This window comes from Pseudomonas sp. IT-P176 (assembly GCF_949767245.1).
Lineage (GTDB): Bacteria > Pseudomonadota > Gammaproteobacteria > Pseudomonadales > Pseudomonadaceae > Aquipseudomonas.
Genome location: NZ_CATKPN010000049.1, coordinates 1 through 15,677 on the forward strand (window position 1 = coordinate 1; position 15,677 = coordinate 15,677).

16 protein-coding genes are annotated in these 15,677 nt (G+C 59.4%); 4 read left to right on the forward strand and 12 right to left on the reverse strand.

Features of this window, described 5'->3' with window-relative positions; translation table 11 throughout:
- Positions 1-164 precede the first annotated feature (164 nt).
- Entirely contained in the window at positions 165-695 is a 531-nt protein-coding gene (locus tag ACM6IP_RS14715; RefSeq protein ID WP_414861738.1) for a glyoxalase superfamily protein, read from the reverse strand.
- A 249-nt stretch (positions 696-944) separates the two neighbouring features.
- Positions 945-3,992: an aminotransferase class III-fold pyridoxal phosphate-dependent enzyme gene (locus ACM6IP_RS14720; protein WP_414861739.1), complete on the reverse strand. Its 3,048-nt coding sequence runs from the start codon at positions 3,990-3,992 to the stop codon at positions 945-947.
- A gap of 139 nt (positions 3,993-4,131) precedes the next feature.
- Between ACM6IP_RS14720 and ACM6IP_RS14725 the strand changes: the two genes are divergently transcribed.
- Positions 4,132-4,566, forward strand: a complete 435-nt coding sequence (locus tag ACM6IP_RS14725) for an Lrp/AsnC family transcriptional regulator (RefSeq protein ID WP_095169736.1) — start codon at positions 4,132-4,134, stop codon at positions 4,564-4,566.
- 7 nt (positions 4,567-4,573) lie between these two features.
- On the opposite strand, the gene ACM6IP_RS14730 is transcribed toward ACM6IP_RS14725, so the two are convergent.
- The 4 genes from ACM6IP_RS14730 to ACM6IP_RS14745 all read right to left on the reverse strand — a co-directional run bounded on the left by ACM6IP_RS14730 (position 4,574) and on the right by ACM6IP_RS14745 (position 6,714).
- Entirely contained in the window at positions 4,574-5,074 is a 501-nt protein-coding gene (locus ACM6IP_RS14730; protein ID WP_414861740.1) for a DUF2867 domain-containing protein, read from the reverse strand.
- A gap of 116 nt (positions 5,075-5,190) precedes the next feature.
- On the reverse strand, positions 5,191-5,622 hold the full coding sequence (locus tag ACM6IP_RS14735) for a carboxymuconolactone decarboxylase family protein (RefSeq protein WP_320334348.1): 432 nt from the start codon (positions 5,620-5,622) through the stop codon (positions 5,191-5,193).
- 28 nt (positions 5,623-5,650) lie between these two features.
- The gene (locus ACM6IP_RS14740; protein WP_414861741.1) at positions 5,651-6,271 is read right to left on the reverse strand and encodes an FMN-dependent NADH-azoreductase; all 621 of its coding nucleotides are present in this window, start codon (positions 6,269-6,271) and stop codon (positions 5,651-5,653) included.
- Entirely contained in the window at positions 6,268-6,714 is a 447-nt protein-coding gene (locus tag ACM6IP_RS14745) for a GNAT family N-acetyltransferase (RefSeq protein ID WP_095169732.1), read from the reverse strand. The genes ACM6IP_RS14740 and ACM6IP_RS14745 overlap by 4 nt, the downstream gene beginning before the upstream one ends.
- 87 nt (positions 6,715-6,801) lie before the next feature.
- On the opposite strand from ACM6IP_RS14745, the gene ACM6IP_RS14750 reads away from it, so the two are divergent.
- Positions 6,802-8,202 carry a PLP-dependent aminotransferase family protein gene (locus tag ACM6IP_RS14750; protein ID WP_414861742.1) on the forward strand — a complete coding sequence of 467 codons (1,401 nt, stop codon included), beginning with the start codon at positions 6,802-6,804 and terminating at the stop codon, positions 8,200-8,202.
- 58 nt (positions 8,203-8,260) lie between these two features.
- Here the strand turns inward: ACM6IP_RS14750 and ACM6IP_RS14755 are convergent, their stop codons facing one another.
- The gene (locus tag ACM6IP_RS14755) at positions 8,261-8,485 is read right to left on the reverse strand and encodes a hypothetical protein (RefSeq protein ID WP_095169730.1); all 225 of its coding nucleotides are present in this window, start codon (positions 8,483-8,485) and stop codon (positions 8,261-8,263) included.
- A 104-nt stretch (positions 8,486-8,589) separates the two neighbouring features.
- The gene (locus ACM6IP_RS14760) at positions 8,590-9,306 is read right to left on the reverse strand and encodes a class I SAM-dependent methyltransferase (RefSeq protein ID WP_414861743.1); all 717 of its coding nucleotides are present in this window, start codon (positions 9,304-9,306) and stop codon (positions 8,590-8,592) included.
- A 223-nt stretch (positions 9,307-9,529) separates the two neighbouring features.
- Between ACM6IP_RS14760 and ACM6IP_RS14765 the strand changes: the two genes are divergently transcribed.
- Positions 9,530-10,078: a YdeI/OmpD-associated family protein gene (locus tag ACM6IP_RS14765; RefSeq protein WP_414861744.1), complete on the forward strand. Its 549-nt coding sequence runs from the start codon at positions 9,530-9,532 to the stop codon at positions 10,076-10,078.
- A 27-nt stretch (positions 10,079-10,105) separates the two neighbouring features.
- Here the strand turns inward: ACM6IP_RS14765 and ACM6IP_RS14770 are convergent, their stop codons facing one another.
- Together ACM6IP_RS14770 and ACM6IP_RS14775 are read right to left on the reverse strand one after the other, a co-directional pair.
- Complete coding sequence (locus ACM6IP_RS14770) at positions 10,106-11,320, reverse strand: aldose 1-epimerase family protein (RefSeq protein WP_414861745.1); 1,215 nt, start codon at positions 11,318-11,320, stop codon at positions 10,106-10,108.
- Between the two features lie 106 nt (positions 11,321-11,426).
- The gene (locus tag ACM6IP_RS14775) at positions 11,427-12,326 is read right to left on the reverse strand and encodes an alpha/beta fold hydrolase (RefSeq protein ID WP_414861746.1); all 900 of its coding nucleotides are present in this window, start codon (positions 12,324-12,326) and stop codon (positions 11,427-11,429) included.
- 292 nt (positions 12,327-12,618) lie between these two features.
- Between ACM6IP_RS14775 and ACM6IP_RS14780 the strand changes: the two genes are divergently transcribed.
- The gene (locus ACM6IP_RS14780) at positions 12,619-13,242 is read left to right on the forward strand and encodes a glutathione S-transferase family protein (protein ID WP_027618193.1); all 624 of its coding nucleotides are present in this window, start codon (positions 12,619-12,621) and stop codon (positions 13,240-13,242) included.
- Between the two features lie 358 nt (positions 13,243-13,600).
- Here ACM6IP_RS14780 and ACM6IP_RS14785 read toward each other — a convergent pair whose 3' ends face one another.
- Entirely contained in the window at positions 13,601-14,500 is a 900-nt protein-coding gene (locus tag ACM6IP_RS14785; protein WP_414861747.1) for a DMT family transporter, read from the reverse strand.
- A 99-nt stretch (positions 14,501-14,599) separates the two neighbouring features.
- Positions 14,600-15,670 (reverse strand): SDR family oxidoreductase, encoded by a 1,071-nt coding sequence (locus ACM6IP_RS14790; RefSeq protein WP_414861748.1) that lies wholly within the window; start codon positions 15,668-15,670, stop codon positions 14,600-14,602.
- Between the last annotated feature and the right edge of the window lie 7 nt (positions 15,671-15,677).

Below are 15,677 nucleotides of genomic sequence, written 5' to 3' on the forward strand. Positions count from 1 at the left end.
AAGCGGAACCATAGGAGGCCGTTACCGAAGAAATGGATATGTACCCCGCCTAATCCAACCCCCCAGAGGCCGCCACGCAAGCAAGCTCCCTCGCCACAGGCCGCTACAAAGTTGTGTAGATACCTATGCAGGGCCCTGGCTATAGCTCAGGGCCCATCACCCCATCAGCTTTGGCAGAAGCGAATCCGGTTGCCGAACGGGTCATACACTTCCAGAACCTTGCCCCAGCCCTGCTCGACTATCTCCGGACGCCCGTAACCGTAGCGTTTGCCCTGCAACTCATCGCGGAGCATGTCGATGTTGTGCATCGGCACGAATATCGTCGCCCCGGGGCTCGCATCGCCATGGTGTTCAGACAGGTGCAGTTGCAGGCCGTTACGGCTGATGCCCAGGTACAGCGGCAGATCCGCTTCGAAGCGATGTTCGAATTCGACGCTGAACCCCAGGAAATCCAGATAAAACTCCCGCGCCTTGGCTTCGTCGAACATTCGCAGGATCGGAATGGCTTTGTCGAAGGTCACGGCGGGCTGGGGATTTTCTTCTGGCAGCAGTGCCGAGGCGGTGTTCCAGTCCTTGTAGCCCAACTGCTGGGCGACCAGTTCAAGCGCGGTGGAGTGGGACACTGGTTGATGGTGCTGCTCGAGCGAAGCACGCAGGTGCTTGGCCATTTGCTTGGCATTGAGGATAGACAGCATTGTGACTCCCGGAGTCGAAGCATTCTGGTGCTCGCGTTGCCAAATCTCGACTATCAAGAGTGATACAGGAGAGTTTGAAAAAAACCTGCTTTCACCTTTCCCAACGGGAGCGAGCGGCGGGCAGCAGCGGCCAGCGCCGATAGTACACAACCGCTCGTGAAGCTGCCAACCGCTTGATCACCCCCCAGGCTTTGCGCCAGCCGCAAACGGCGTACGACACCGTGGTTGTCGCACGCCGTTTGCGGGAATTTACTGGAGTGCTGCCCGGAAGCTGTCGTCCAGCACTTCCAACAGGAAGTCCGCATTGGCCTGGTTGAAAATCATCGAGGGACGCATTTTCAGCACGTTGTCATACGGCCCTTCGGTACCGATCAGAATCCCGCGCTCGCGGGCACCATCGGCGACCCGCTTGGCCATGTGCGTGGCGGGCACCTTGGTCTTGCGGTCGGTGACCAGTTCAATCCCAAGGAACAGACCCTGTCCGCGCACGTCGCCGATCACCTCGTAGCGCTGCTGCAATTTGCGGAAGCCATCGAGCAGATAGTTACCCATGGTCAACGCATTGAGCTTGAGGTTATCGCGCTCAATCACCTCCAGTACCGAAAGCCCCACCGCACAAGACACCGGACTGCCGGCAAAGGTATTGAAGTACTCCATACCGTTGTTGAAGCTGTCGGCGATCTCCCGGGTGGTCACCACCGCCGACATCGGATGGCCGTTGCCAATCGGTTTGCCCATGGTCACTGCGTCGGGCACCACGCCCTGGGTTTCAAACGCCCACCAGTGACTGCCGACCCGACCAAAGCCGACCTGGACTTCGTCCGCCAGGCACAGACCGCCCTCGGCGCGAACCATGGCATAGACTTCCTTGAGGTAGTTTTCAGGGAAGAACAATTGCCCGGCGACGCTGGGAATCGACTCCGCCAAGAAAAACGCCGGAGCCCTGCCCTGCTTGCGCATGCAGTCAATCTGCTCCGCCACGCTTTGCGCAAAACGCTTGCCCAGCTCCTCGAACGGCCAATCGTCCGGCGCACGGTAGGCATCCGGCACCGTCGCTTCAAACACATGTTCGGCCCGGCCCTTGCCGGCCTTGCGCTTGTACTTGTAGGGGCTGAGGTCAATCAGTTCCTGAGTGGTGCCGTGGTAAGCCCAATCCAGCACGATCGCATCGTTGCGCCCGGTGTGGTTGCGCGCCATGCGCAGCATGAGGCTGTTGGCTTCACTGCCGGAACAGCCAAAGGACGCGACCGCCAAGCCTTCCGGCAAGGTCGCGGTGAGCCGCTCGGCATACTCCACGATATTGTCGTGCAGGTAGCGGGTGTTGGTATTCAGGCGTCCTGCCTGGCGCGCCAGTGCTTGCACCACATCCGGATGGGAGTGGCCGAGGTGGCACACGTTATTGAAGCAGTCCAGATAGGCCCGGCCGAAGTTATCAATCAACCAGACCCCATCGCCGCGCACGAACTTGATCGGGTCAGAATAGGAAATCGACAGGTTGGGCAGCAGCAGCTCCTTGCGCTTGGCGACAATCTCAGCCTTGGTGCGGCCATCCTGGCTGTAGGTTTCTGGCGGGATCCCGGCCAGCGTCGAGGTGTCGGGGAACACATCGGCCCAGACCTCACGATAGGCCCGTTCACCGACCCCGATGAACTCGCTCGCTTTCAGGCCGATGTCCGTGGACATCTGGAAATGCACGTGGGGAATCCACCCGCCGTTTTCCTGATCCGCCCCCATGTGCCCGACCAGCGCCCCCGCTTCCAGCTGGTCACCGGGCTTCAGGCGACTTAGCGCTTCATGGGCCATGTGGCCCCACAGGGTCAGGAATGGCGGGCACCCTTCAGGGGAGTGCTTGAGCATGATCAGGCCGCCGTAGCCCAACGGCTCCCACTCGACCTCGACGCTCTGCACCACCCCGGCGACCGGCGTATAGAGCGGCGTGCCAGCGGGCATGATCAGGTCGACACCGACGTGCACGATGCGCCGTTGCCCCTGGATGAAGCGCGACTCGAACGCAGCGTCGGTGTAGATGGTTCTTTCCTCCCCCCACGGCCCGATGCCCAGCGGCACCTTGTGCTCGGCCGCAAAGTCTTCCCACCACTGGGTGGCCTCTGCCGGACGCTGCTCGGCGGAAGCGACAGTCATCACATGGGCGGCATCGCCAAACGGCGCAATGGCCTTGTTCATGCTCGCCGCCGAAGGCCGCACGATATCCGCGAAGGACTGGCTGTTCTGCGCCACCCAGCGGCGAATCGCCCCCGCGCCTTCGACCGCGTCAAACCCACAGGCCTTGCGCAGGATTGCTGTCGCCAGGCGCGGGTTCATCGCGTCCATCCGCTCCAGCAGGCGCCAGGCCGGTGCTTCGCTGATGGCAAGGTAAGGGTTGTCTTGCGTCTGGTCGTGGCGCGAGGCCGACAAGGTCACGCTGGTTACCAGGCGCATGGCGATCAGGTTGAACAGGACGTCCAGTTCCTCCGGCTGCAGCGGGTACTTCTCATGGAACCCGGCAGCCAGGGCGGCGGCCGCGCCGATCGGGTCCTGCATGTCGAGAATCGAATAGGCGCAGGTGATGGCTACTTCGGCGATCAGAATCGTGTGCACCGCATCGCCAAAATCGATGATGCCCGAGACTTTCTGGTGATTGCCGGAATCGACGAGGATGTTCCAATCGTTGCCGTCATTGTGAATGACCTGGGCACGCAGGCGCGCAAGCCGGGGCTGGACCTGTTGTTCGAAGGTCTCGATGAAGCGCTGCAGAATCGCCCTTTTGGCCGGGTCCTTGACGAAGTGCAGGCGTGCCCGCGAACGGGCGGCGTGGCGCAGATCCCAGTCCAGATCGCGCACCGCGCCGGGGTGCATGAAACCCTGCAGCGCCCGATCGATCTCACCGAAGGACTGGCCAAGGCTGCGCATCAATTCGAAGGTACGCTCGACCTCGGCCATCGGCGTGCCGTGCAGCCAGCTGACCAGGCGCACCGCGTGGGTCTCGCCGGAGGCCGCCACTGCGGTGGCGAGGAAATCGCCGGCCAGGCTCTTCTTCAGGAACGGCACGGTCAGCTCGGGATTGTGACTGGCGAGGTGGCTGAGAATGGCCGTCTGGAACTCGCTTTCAACCCGTGGCTCGGTGGAGTTGACGACTTTCAGGATCCACCCCGCATCGCTTTGGGTCTGCAACCGATAGTTGCGATCTCGTTCACCGTCCAGCGGCGTGGCGGTACCGATTACGTTGAAAAGCTGCGCGCCCAGCTTTTCGGCATCGCCTGTCGAGAACTGCGGGGCAGGATGCGAAAGATTAGTCATAGTAATTGTTTTCCAAGCCATTTTTTTCAGATAGCTTGGCACGCGAAACCAGGGAAGGCAGTAAGTATACGGTCGGCTTTGGCCTGCATATTGTCGGAATCGACCGGCACAAAATCGGCAGCAAAAATGGGGAGTTGATATGCGCGACCTGGACACCAAAGACCGCGAAATCCTGGAAATCCTGTCGAAAGAAGCACGCATCGCCCTGAAGGCCCTGGCCGCGAGGATTGGCCTCTCACGCAGTGCTACCAGCGAGCGCGTGATCAACCTGGAACGCAACGGCGTGATCCGCGGCTACCGCGCCGACATCGGCGAAATCGACGCCCACGTGATTCGCGCCATCTTGCTGGTCAGCCTGAAACGCACCCCCGCCATCGGCCTGCTCGACCTGCTGGCCCAGAACTCCCAGGTACGCCGCGTCTCCTCGGTCAGTGGCCAGCTCGACCTGGTGATCGAGGTTGAATCGCGCACCATCGATGACCTCAATCGAGTCAGGGACGCCGTCGCGATTCACGAATCAGTTGAAGACATCACCACCGCAGTGGTCCTGCGGCGCGACATTGATCGGCAGTGATCCGCTGCTAGTCCGTGAGCGCTGATGCGCGCTCTGCCAGCGTGCGCTGCAGTTGCCGCAGATTGCGCTTGATGATCACCTTGTGCGCTGGACCGACCGGCACCATGTAGGCGCGGCCGAAGGCGTTGTGGGTGACCACCGATGAGGTGATCGTCATCACTCGAGCGCTTATCGACAGGCAAATCATCACATCCAGGTGCCGGTCCCGCTCCGTCAGAACCAGCACGTCGGGGGCACAATGCTCCACCCGGAAAAAATCCAGGTAGTCGCCCACACTGACTGTCTCGCGCTGGGTAGCGGAAAAACCGCCGATGCGCTTCACCCCGAACAGCGAGGAAATCCGGTCCCTCACCCGGAACGCCAGGCGCATGAACCACCCCGTTTGCGCGGTAATGATGTTCCATGCCTCAAGCACACTGACATCCGCAGCCAGCGCGGCCGAGCGACAGTCGTAGTAATCCAGGTCGGACAGCGGACGCAGGGTGTGAACAGCTGATGTGCTAACCAAGGATAATCCCTCAACCTGGGTGAAAAGTCGTAGGAGCGGGCACCCGCTCCTACAAGTGCGCGCGGTTGCGCGGATTATCCGGCTCGCCCAGGGTTTTGAGAATAGGATTTTTGCCCTTAGAGCTTCATCCCCACCGCCAATCGGTTGAACGCATTCATCAAGGCCGCAGCCAACGTCAGGTCGCTAATCTCGACATCGCTGAAGTGCGCTTTCAATGGCTCGTACAATTCGTCTGGCGCGCCCTTCTCACTGACGTAGGTGAGTGTCTCGGCCCAGGCCAGTGCGGCGCGTTCGCGGGCGTTGAACAGTTCGCTGATGCGCCAACCCGCCAGGCAATCCAGCTTCTCTTGCGCCACCTCACTGTCGCGCAAGGTCTGCGCATGTTTGCCCAGGCAGAACGCGCAGCCGTTGATCTGCGAGATGCGCAAGTACACCAGCTCCAGCAGCGGCAAGCCGAGGGAACTGGTAGCCAGCGCCGAGTTGGTGGCGAGCAGGCCCTGATAGGCGGCAGGCGACAGGGACGGAAACGGCAGTCTGAGTTGGCTCATGGTGAAACTCCTCGGTAGAAAAAATCGCTCATGCACAAACGAGATGATTGAACAGCGGCTCCAGCGCCAGGCGGGCGCGGCTATCGTCGAGCGTTGCGCGGACGGCCTCCTCACCCAACACCAAGCCCTGAAGATAAGAAAAGTGCAGGTCGAACAGCCCGAGAGTGTTCAGCACATGGCGCAGGTACGAGGTCAGGAAATCCGCTTGCCGGGCCCGCTCGCCCTGGTGAAAACCACCGGAACCGACAATCACGTACACCGGGCGATCGCGCAGCAGACCGGTCTTGCCCTCCGGGCCCGAGCTGAATGTGCGGTGAATGCGCAGGACGTAGTCGATCCACAGCTTGAGCGCGGCCGGCAGGGTAAAGTTGTGCATCGGCGTGGCTATCAGCAGCATATCGCTGCGCTCCAATTCGCTGATCAACGCCTCGGATACGTCGAACGTTGGTGAGTCGAAGGGCGTGGCCGTGGTCAGCGCACGCGCGTAGTCCATATCCAGCGGGGGCAACGGCTGCGCGCCGAGGTCGCGCTCGACCAGTTCGAGCTGCGGATAGCGGTTGCGCAGGGAGGCCACCAGTTCCAGTGCCAACTGGTTGGCGTGGGACACCTGCCCCTGCGGGCTGGCATTGAGCAACAACAGATTGTTCATGCCGGATTTCCTGCCCGCAGGCTCTGGGTGAAATGCATGCCACGGGCCAACAGCCCCTGGCGAAAATAGAAGCGTTGGGCCAACGGCATATGCAGGCCGGTATCCAGCACCAGGTGATCACAATCGCGCTGCACGGCCTGCTCGCGAACCGCGGTCAACAGTTGCGCGCCCACGCCGCTGCGCTGCAACTGGGGACTGACCACCAGGTCATCGACATAGATGAAACGCCCGTAGAGCAGGTTTTCCAACTCGCGGTAACCGGCCAGGCCGACCAGGCGCTCGCCCTCCTGCGCGGCCAGCAAACGGTAGCCCTGCTCCGCCTGCCGAACCAGTTGCGCCACATAGCGGTCCTGGTCATTGAGGTGCGGGCGCAACACGCCCATCAGCGCAAAGCTGGCCGCCAAGGCCTGCGGGTCGTCGAGGTGTTGAAAGGTGTAAGGCATGTGCGTTGTCCGCCGTGAAGAGATGGCTCACTTTAGGGCGGTAATGGCTTAAGCTACAGGGCCGAAAAATGCATAAATGACTAGGCCATGATTCCGCCCTTCCAACTGGATCGCTGCCAACCAGCCCCCATCTATCGCCAGCTGTATCAGCGATTTCGTGAATCGATCGCCGACGGTCGCCTGCGCCCGGGAGACCGGGTGCCTGCCGTTCGCGCACTGGCGGCGGAGCTGAACCTGGCGCGCGGCACCGTCGAAGCGGCGTACCAGTTACTGATTGGCGAAGGTTATCTGATGGCTCGCGGGGCCGCAGGGACGGTGGTCACCCCTCACCTGGCAGCCGTTTCCTCGCCCATCCATCAGCCCCCGCTGGCATCAACCACGTACCTGGCCACCCACAGTGGGACGCAGCCGCTCGCCCTGCAGATGGGCCTGCCAGCGCTGGATGCCTTTCCGCGCAAGCTCTGGACCCGGCTGGCGGGCCGCCAGTTGCGCCAGGCCGGCCTCGAGGGGCTGGTCTACCCGGACCCACGCGGCCATGCGCCGTTGCGCGCGGCCATCGCCACCTACCTGGGCATCTCCCGCGGCATCACCTGCCGCCCTGAGCAGATATTCGTCTGCGCCGGCTATCGCGCGTGCCTGGACCTGATCAGCCACACCCTCATGCAGCCTGGCGATAGCTGCTGGCTGGAAGAACCCGGCTACTTCATGGCCCGCAACGCCCTGCTGGAAGCCGGCGCACAGTTGGTGCCGGTGCCCGTGGATGACCAGGGACTGGACGTCGCACAAGGCATCCGCCGCGCCCCGGATGCCCGCTTCGCCGTGGTCACGCCGACCCACCAAAGCCCGCTGGGAGTGTCGCTGTCACTGCCACGGCGCCTGGCCCTGCTGGACTGGGCCAACAGCCGGGGCAGTTGGATCATCGAGGACGATTACGACAGCGAATACCGCTACCAGGGCAAACCCCTGCCCGCCCTCAAGAGCCTCGACCAACAGGGTCGCGTGCTCTACACCGGGACCTTCAGTAAAGTGCTGTTTCCAGGCCTGCGCCTGGCCTACCTGGTGGTACCGGCCGACCAGAGCGAAGCGTTCGCCCGCCAGACAGACCGACTGCATAACCACTGCCCGCACCTCCTGCAGGCAACCGTCACGGCATTCCTCAACGAGGGGCACTTCGCCCGGCACCTGAAAAAAATGCGCAGCCTCTACGCCCACCGCCGCCAATGGCTGGTGGAGGCGCTGCAACAACAATTGGGAGACCGCCTGCTGATCAACCCCCAGGCCGGCGGCATGCACCTGGTGGTGGGCCTTCGCGAAGGTGATGACAACCAGTTGGCACAGCGTGCCCGGTCCGTTGGCATCGCCGTCGAGCCGCTATCGCAGTGGTACCTCGAAGTCGAGCCCAGGCATGGCCTGGTGCTCGGCTTCACCAACATCACCAGTGCCGAACAGGCAACAGCGGTGGCGCTGCGCCTGGCGCAAATTATCTAGAAGGATGGAGTCAAAAGCAGCGGCGTCGCCGACGTTGAGCGTGCGCAGTGCCAGCCATTCATGACTCGCTCTCGGCGCTCTTGGCAGAATGGAATCCCGCGAAAATCATGCCGAACAGCCAGCCACCGATCATGGCTAGATAGATGGACCTGTACCCTGGGACGGTATAGGCCAGCAAATAATTGAGTGCCGTCACCGCAATCGCGGCAAAGAGAAACTGCTTGCGCGTAAACCTGCTTAGAAAACGCTCTGCGGCGGCGTTCAGGGCCTTGAGGTACTTCATTGGCTTCATCCTTGAAAAACCCGGCAATCCTAACCCAAGCCCTACTGACACACCAAGACGCAGGCTCCCTCGATTGGCAAGAAACGACAACCTATCGCTGCCGTTCAAATGGTTTTACGCGTTAGCCAGGCCCCCCAGAACAGGCTACTGAAGAAGCGCGTAGCGTCTGCGAATCCGGCGTCAAACATCAATTGTTGAACCGCCGCCTCGGAATGGGGTGGGTCGGCGCCCTGAAGGATTTTCCCCAGCTTGGCCTTCACTTCATCCGCGCTGGCGCCATGCTGTCGCCACCGTTGCCCCCAGGCCGCAAGCAATAACGGTTGGCTGGCATAAGCATATTGATTGCCGGCGACAATCAACGGCGCACCCGGCTTTAGATGAGCCCGAATGGAGCGTAAAATCTGTCGCTTCGCAGCATCCCCCTCGAGATGATGGAGCACCCCGATCAAGGTCGCTGCGTCGTATGACTCATCCGCAACCAGGTCTTCAACATGGCCGAGATGCAGGCTGGTTCGCTCAAGCAGATTGTTTGCCTGCAACTGCTGCGCCGCAGCCTCGAGCATCGGCTCGGATGGATCAACGGCAGTGAAGCGCCAGGTCGGCTCCAGCGCTGCCATCGCAATAATCTCCTGAGCCGTACCACCCGCGCCAACCACCAGTATTTTCGCCGAACGCGCATTGCCCAGGCTTGCCGCCAGCATGCACGCAGCAAGATCCTGGCAGGCGTCATACCCGGCTAATGCGATACGGCTCTGGCGTGCGTACTCATTAGACCGTGAAGTATCGAATTTTTCAGCTGAGTTCAGAGGGGATGATTTCAAGGCGGTTCTCCGTGTCCTTGAATCAAGCTACGCCAGATAATCTGATAAGAAAAATTCATTAATTTTATAAGAGGCATTCCTCAAAGGAATGTTCGGGGCGGGTTCTTGTGAGGCGTTAGTTGCACGATGCGAAGGACAACCAGCGGGCACCAACAGCCGCTGGACAGCCTCGTGACGAGTCGGTAGCGTCGACTTTCCAGACGTATCAGTTGGAGGCGTGGCAATGACAACAGTCGATGTGAAATCCCGATTCGAAGCAACGCTTCTTCGTCCGGCGAAGCCTGGCAATGATACGTCTTGGGCGTTCTTGGTACTGCCAAGAGACGCGAGTGAACAGCTGCCGAGGCGAGGAAGGACGACAGTTGAAGGCACAATCAATGGGCATCCTTTCCAGGCAACCCTTGAGCCGGATGGTCAGCTGAGCCATTGGCTGCAGGTCAGTAGAGCGTTACTCAAAGCCGCAGGCGCGGCCGTTGGGGATGTCGTTGCACTCGAGCTAACTCCTGTGAAGAAGGAACCCGAGCCTGACATCCCGGCAGATTTCCAGGAAGCACTGGCAGCCGCTCCAGAGGCTCATAAAGTCTGGAGGGATACGACGACCATCGCCCGAGTCGACTGGATACACTGGATCACTTCAGCCAAGCAACTCAAGACGCGCGCAAAACGAATCAGTGATGCCTGCGACATGCTCGCGTCCGGCAAGAAGCACGTTTGCTGTTTCGACCAGTCCGGCTATTACAGTAAGGCCTTTCGCGCGCCCGAGGCCGTCTAAAAGGGGACGGATTTATTATCCCTGGCGTCAGCCCTTGGTCAGATCAACCAACGGTGTCTGCCGCACCTCAGTCTCCCGCCCACCCTGGATCTCGCTCACTTGCTTCAAGGCCTTGTCCACTGCCGCCTTATCCACCAACAAGCTGTAGCTGATGCGGAACTGCTTGTGCTCCTTCGGCGCAATTGTCGGAACCAGGTTCAGTGGCCGCTGATAACGACGGTTGTAGGAAAAACTTGTCCCCGGCTCCAGCCCCGTGACATAGCCCTGGCCCTGGGTATCGGTGTTTTTCCACAGGGAAAACACCGGCAGTGTCTGAGTATTGAAGCCGACCGCAACGCCCAGGCTGCCGGCCTTGTTATGCAACACCGTCAACGTATCGCCCTTGGCATCGGCATACGGCACCACGTTGTAAACCGTTTCGTCGTAGTCCTTGGTTGGTGCGCGGTAGGTTTGCCAATCGGGCAGATCGCCCTTGGCCTTGTCGTTGAACGGCGACACCTGTTTTACCGGCGCGGCGAAACGAGCGCCCTGTTCCAGGAACGGGGTGCTGAAGTTACTGTGATACAGCGCCTGGTATTCCTTGGGATAGTCGCCGTTGTTGGTCAGGGTGTCATTGAGGGCGAACACTACGCTGGCGGGTTCGGTGACCAGTTCGGTCGCGACCGAGAAGTCGACCTTCTTGAACGCCTGCTCTTTCAGTTCACCGCGCAGGGTGATGGCGTACGGTGGTTTCTCATCGATGTGCAGGGTGACTTTGTTCGCAGGAATGTTCGCGGCCCGACCGTGCAGGGTCAGCAGTTCACCGTTGTCGACGCCGGGGTGGCCGACCCATTCGTATCCACAGCGGGTGACCAGTTCATTGAAACCTTCCAGCCAGCCCAGACCACCGCGGCCATTGAGTTCGATGAAGGACGGATTGACCACCTCCTTGACCGGCGAATCCCAGCCCATGCGCACATCACCGACCGAGGCCTGCAAGACGTTCATGCCGCGAGTTGGTACTACCGAGAGTTTCATCGTGCCGTTATCGATGTCGACGATGCTGACGCCCTCCTGCCGACCGCCGTGCAAGGTGCGCAGGGTAACGCTGAAGGGTTTGTCGGTTTTTATGCCGAGTTGCTGGCTGGTGATCTGCCAGTTCTGGGCGGCTTTGTCGGTGTCGAGCAGAACGTAATCCCAGGCCATGGCGTGGGAGGCAGCGGACAGTGCGCTGAGGGCAACAACGAGTTTGAGCGGGATCATGGCGGCAGCCTTTCTTGGAGTTGTGCCTTTTTATAAACTTGATGAATCGTTTCAGCAAGCTTAAAAAGGGACAGATTTATTATCCCTGACAACCCGCCGCCGCCGCTTACTGGTCCAGGAACTTAATGACAGCACTGGCGAACAGTTCTGGCTGGTCAAGCATGACGAAGTGAAAGCTGCCATCAATGCGCCTGAAACTGATGTTTGGGGTCGAGACATAGGCGTTACGGAACATTGCATCAACCTGGGTCGCCTCTACGCCGTAAAGCAAATCGTAGGCATAGACGACCTCGACCGGCACCCTGATGCGTCCAAGCTCAGGCCGCAGGTCGGTGACCATCAGCTCATGCATGGCATCGGCCACGGTCTTGCGGTCCGAGCTTGTTCCCGCCACGGCCAAGCCTGGCCTGACCGCTTCAGTTTTGGCGAGACGGGCGATGGATGCATGCTGCATGACTTCCGCCTGTTCAGCCGTTGCCGCTAACATTGCATCGCGCATCGCAGCAGCCTGCGGGGTCGCCGCTTCACTGGTCGCCGAAGGGTCAAACAGCAACGCATAAAAGGGCAGCGCATCGACAATCATCAGGCGTCCAACTTGGTCGGGATGACGAGCACCCAGCATCAGTGCCACCTCACCGCCCAACGAATGGCCAATGATGGCCGGGGCCTCGATGCGCTGGCTGCGGATATATTCAGCGATCGCCTCGGCCGTCGGCGCTACTACTTTCCCGCCTGGATCGGATACGGCAGGCGAGCCGGCAAAGCCAGCTACCTGTACCAGATGAAGACGGTGGCTCTGCTGTAGTCTGGAGGCCAAATCAGCCCACACTTCGTAAGACGACGCCAATCCCGGAATCAATATGATGTCTGGTCCCGAGCCTTGGACCAGCACCGAAATACCACCCTGTTTGATCGCTCCTGGCGGCAGGGGCGCAGCCTGGGCTGGCGATGCAGACACCAGCGCCAACGTTGTGCCGATCCCGGCAAGGATCATTCTCAAACGCATGGCGTTGCCCTTTTAGCGCAATGCGAAAAATATGCGATATCACAGTCGCCAATCACACCGACGAGTAGGCAGCTTGAGGGGTACATAGCCATTCCTTTGACCGACAAAATATCGCCACTATACGGCGCACGAAGGCGCCGGGAAACTATCCTCTCATGCAATCCTTAGTGTCCGTTTTGGGTCGACAGCTGCCGGTCGCGATCGGCAGAAATCGGCTAAAAACGGTCGCTGGACACCCGACTCTACTAGGCGATATTGTCGACACGACCAGCCATCACTGTAAGGACAAGGAATGTTGCGCGTACTGGGTAAGGCATCATCGATCAATGTACGAAAAGTACTCTGGGCCTGCGCTGAGATTGGAATCCCCTTTGAGCGGGAGGATTGGGGTTCTGGATTCAGGTCGACGCAAACGCCCGAATTCATGGCGTTGAATCCCAATGCCATGGTGCCGGTCATCCAGGATGACGATTTCATCCTCTGGGAGTCAAACTCGATTATTCGCTACCTGGCGTCTCGCTACGACGACACCGGTTTGTACCCGATCGAAGCAAGGGCCAAAGCGCGTGTGGATCAATGGATCGATTGGCAAGCGTCGGATCTCAACAAATCGTGGAGTTATGCCTTTATGTCGCTGGTCAGGCATTCGCATGGGCATCAAGACAGCCATGCATTGGCAACCTCATGCGATGACTGGTCGAGGCACATGGAGATTCTCGATAGACAGCTCGACTCAACCGGGGCCTACGTCATTGGTGACAAGTTTTCTCTTGCAGACATACCGATTGGACTCTCGGTTAATCGATGGTTTGAAACACCCTTCGCTCATCCGAACTTTCCTGCAGTGAGCGACTATTACGAACGTCTGAGTCGGCGACAAAGCTACCGGCTGTACGGAAGGAATGGAACGCCATAACGCTGTAGCAGAGTTGTTTGATCGCAGTTCAGGCAGATCGGTTACTACTCATTCCAGATGTCCGCATTGGGTCGATTCTGTTGAAAAAGTCGGTCATGGTTTCCACGGTAGAAAAGTACGCGTTTGAGATTGAAATCTTTACTTCGAGCAGAGGGTTCTGGGCTCAGATTTCGCGTAGCTATGCGCAATAAAGACGTTTTCAGCGGTCAGTATTGGGGCAGTCTGGGCGAAACGACTTTTTCAACAGAATCGGTCGTTTTCAGCCGGTGACGACAGACAGAAATCGGCTAGAAGCGGCAAATCGCTCAAAACTCTCAAAAACCACAGATTGCTGAAATCATCAGGATCCGAAACTAGCTCACTCGGTCGAAGAGACGGACGCTTTGCTGCCCAAGCGGATTAGTTCATTGGAGAAACACAGGCCGACGATAATCAGTGCTGCTCCCGCATACAGGCTTTCGCGCGGCACTTCATTGAGCGCCACAAACGCCAGCAGCGCGGCGAACAATGGCTCGGTCAGCTCCAGCGCTTGCACTTGGGATGGCTTGAGATACTCGATGGCCTTGGTGGTGCAGAAGAAGCCCAGGATTGTCGGCAGCGTGGCCAGCGCCAGCAGCGCAGCGATCGCCAGCGGCGACAGCTCGCCCATCGCAAAACCATCGGCCGCAGCCGGCATCAGCAGGTACAGGCTGCCAAAGAACAACAATTGCCGGGTGAAGTGCAGCCCTCCCGAAACACCCATACGCTTCATGGCAACTGAAAAGGCCCCATAGCCGCAGCCGGCCATGCAGGCGAGCGCAGCGCCTTGCAGGTTAAAACCCTGCTGCAGGTCGCCGCCGAAGATCACCGAGATCCCAGCGATAGCCAGTGCGGCGCCAACGGTTGCGTTGGCGGTGATGGCATCCTTGAGGAAAATGCGCCCCAGAATGATCGAGGATATTGAGGCGCTGGCCATCAACACCACCACCACACCTGCCGCAGCGTAATGTCGATAAGCGGACGTTTCGAAATGGAACAGCACGAAGATGCCAAGGAATGCGCAGATAGCCGCTTGAGTCCATTTGGTCGACACCGCCGGGCGCTTGAGGAGAAACAGTAAGATCGAGAGAAGCACGCAACCAAGTACGGTCTTGATGACAGCGACACTGCTAGCGGTGAAACCATTACTCATGAGCACTTTACTGAGCACACCGATCGTTGCGTTCAGTGCCGCAGCGCAGAGTGCAAACATGACGCCTTTGCTGAAAGTAGATTGCATTGTTGACGATCCCTGTCGCTGAATTGTCGTTCGATAGAGTGCCGTCCTACATCGACGGCGAAAAGTTTGAGGATGCCCGCAAGGGAGAAGTCAGAGGGCCTAGCCCTTGGCTATGCAATATGAGTTGACGAACCTTGCAGTGTGCTGCAAAGACTGTCGTATATCCGGCTTGGCTATTCCATGCCTGTTGGCAAACTGCTCGACCGCCGCGGTATCAAAACGAGTGGTCTGGATGAAGTCCAAGGCTTCGGGTTTTGAATTCAAAAACCGCGCAACGGGAGGAATACTCAGTAGCAACTTCAGCAATCGGAGTGAAATGTAATGCTTGGGAGACTTTAAGCCCAAAGGTTGTGCCGCCTGTACCAGCAGTTCTCGCAAGTTGGGCGTTTGGTCATCGAGCGCCAGCAGTTCCTGACCCACCATGGCAGGATCAAAAGCACACACCGCCACCAGTTCAACCAGGTAATCCACGGTAACCAGTGGCAGCCAGTGCTCGGCGGTACCAGGCACTGCAGTCAGCTTTCCCTGCACAAGGTTGCGTATCAGCTCCACCAGCGGCTGACCGTCAAGGATATGCCCCGTACGGCTGTGGCCACAAACCGTCGCGGGATGGACAACGGTAATCTCCCCGCCCTTGGCGGACATGACCTCCAGGGTCGCAAAATGCGCCTCCAGCTTGCTCCCCTCGTAACCACCGACACGTCGGTAGACAGCAGGCCAATTCGTCAGCTGCGGATAACGAGGATCAATTCCGATGCGCTGCAGATGTTCATGATTTTTCAGCATGTAGCCGCCGATCATCACTAACCGGCTCTTTTGCTCAGCCGCCAACAGCGCCACGCGCTTTGCCCCTTCCACATTCACCGCACGAGAATGCTCCACTGAAAGCCCCCATGCGAAGTGGGCGCCCAGATGGAATATGACGCTGGCGCGCCTTAGCACTTCTCGGTCAGCAAGACTCAGCCCGAGATTGTCCCGTTCCAGATCGCCAGCAACGGCAAATACCCGGGCTGCGCAGCCTCCCAAATTGTCGACTTGCTCGCGCAGTGCAACCAGTCGATCCGGGCGACGCATCAACACCCGAACGGTGTGACCTTTTGCACTCAGGTACGCCACCAAATGTTGACCGATAAAGCCGGTACCCCCCGTGACAAAGCACTCCACGCTCATTTCCCTG

What these genes read in the sequence shown, in the direction of transcription:
- ACM6IP_RS14720 (WP_414861739.1), bottom strand. Translation starts at nt 3,992, where the DNA reads ATGACTAATCTTTCGCATCCTGCCCCGCAGTTCTCGACAGGCGATGCC.
- ACM6IP_RS14775 (WP_414861746.1), bottom strand. Translation starts at nt 12,326, where the DNA reads ATGCGTTTGAGAATGATCCTTGCCGGGATCGGCACAACGTTGGCGCTG.
- ACM6IP_RS14745 (WP_095169732.1), bottom strand. Translation starts at nt 6,714, where the DNA reads ATGCCTTACACCTTTCAACACCTCGACGACCCGCAGGCCTTGGCGGCC.
- ACM6IP_RS14750 (WP_414861742.1), top strand. Translation starts at nt 6,802, where the DNA reads ATGATTCCGCCCTTCCAACTGGATCGCTGCCAACCAGCCCCCATCTAT.
- ACM6IP_RS14790 (WP_414861748.1), bottom strand. Translation starts at nt 15,670, where the DNA reads ATGAGCGTGGAGTGCTTTGTCACGGGGGGTACCGGCTTTATCGGTCAA.
- ACM6IP_RS14725 (WP_095169736.1), top strand. Translation starts at nt 4,132, where the DNA reads ATGCGCGACCTGGACACCAAAGACCGCGAAATCCTGGAAATCCTGTCG.
- ACM6IP_RS14755 (WP_095169730.1), bottom strand. Translation starts at nt 8,485, where the DNA reads ATGAAGTACCTCAAGGCCCTGAACGCCGCCGCAGAGCGTTTTCTAAGC.
- ACM6IP_RS14735 (WP_320334348.1), bottom strand. Translation starts at nt 5,622, where the DNA reads ATGAGCCAACTCAGACTGCCGTTTCCGTCCCTGTCGCCTGCCGCCTAT.
- ACM6IP_RS14770 (WP_414861745.1), bottom strand. Translation starts at nt 11,320, where the DNA reads ATGATCCCGCTCAAACTCGTTGTTGCCCTCAGCGCACTGTCCGCTGCC.
- ACM6IP_RS14740 (WP_414861741.1), bottom strand. Translation starts at nt 6,271, where the DNA reads ATGAACAATCTGTTGTTGCTCAATGCCAGCCCGCAGGGGCAGGTGTCC.
- ACM6IP_RS14715 (WP_414861738.1), bottom strand. Translation starts at nt 695, where the DNA reads ATGCTGTCTATCCTCAATGCCAAGCAAATGGCCAAGCACCTGCGTGCT.
- ACM6IP_RS14780 (WP_027618193.1), top strand. Translation starts at nt 12,619, where the DNA reads ATGTTGCGCGTACTGGGTAAGGCATCATCGATCAATGTACGAAAAGTA.
- ACM6IP_RS14785 (WP_414861747.1), bottom strand. Translation starts at nt 14,500, where the DNA reads ATGCAATCTACTTTCAGCAAAGGCGTCATGTTTGCACTCTGCGCTGCG.
- ACM6IP_RS14765 (WP_414861744.1), top strand. Translation starts at nt 9,530, where the DNA reads ATGACAACAGTCGATGTGAAATCCCGATTCGAAGCAACGCTTCTTCGT.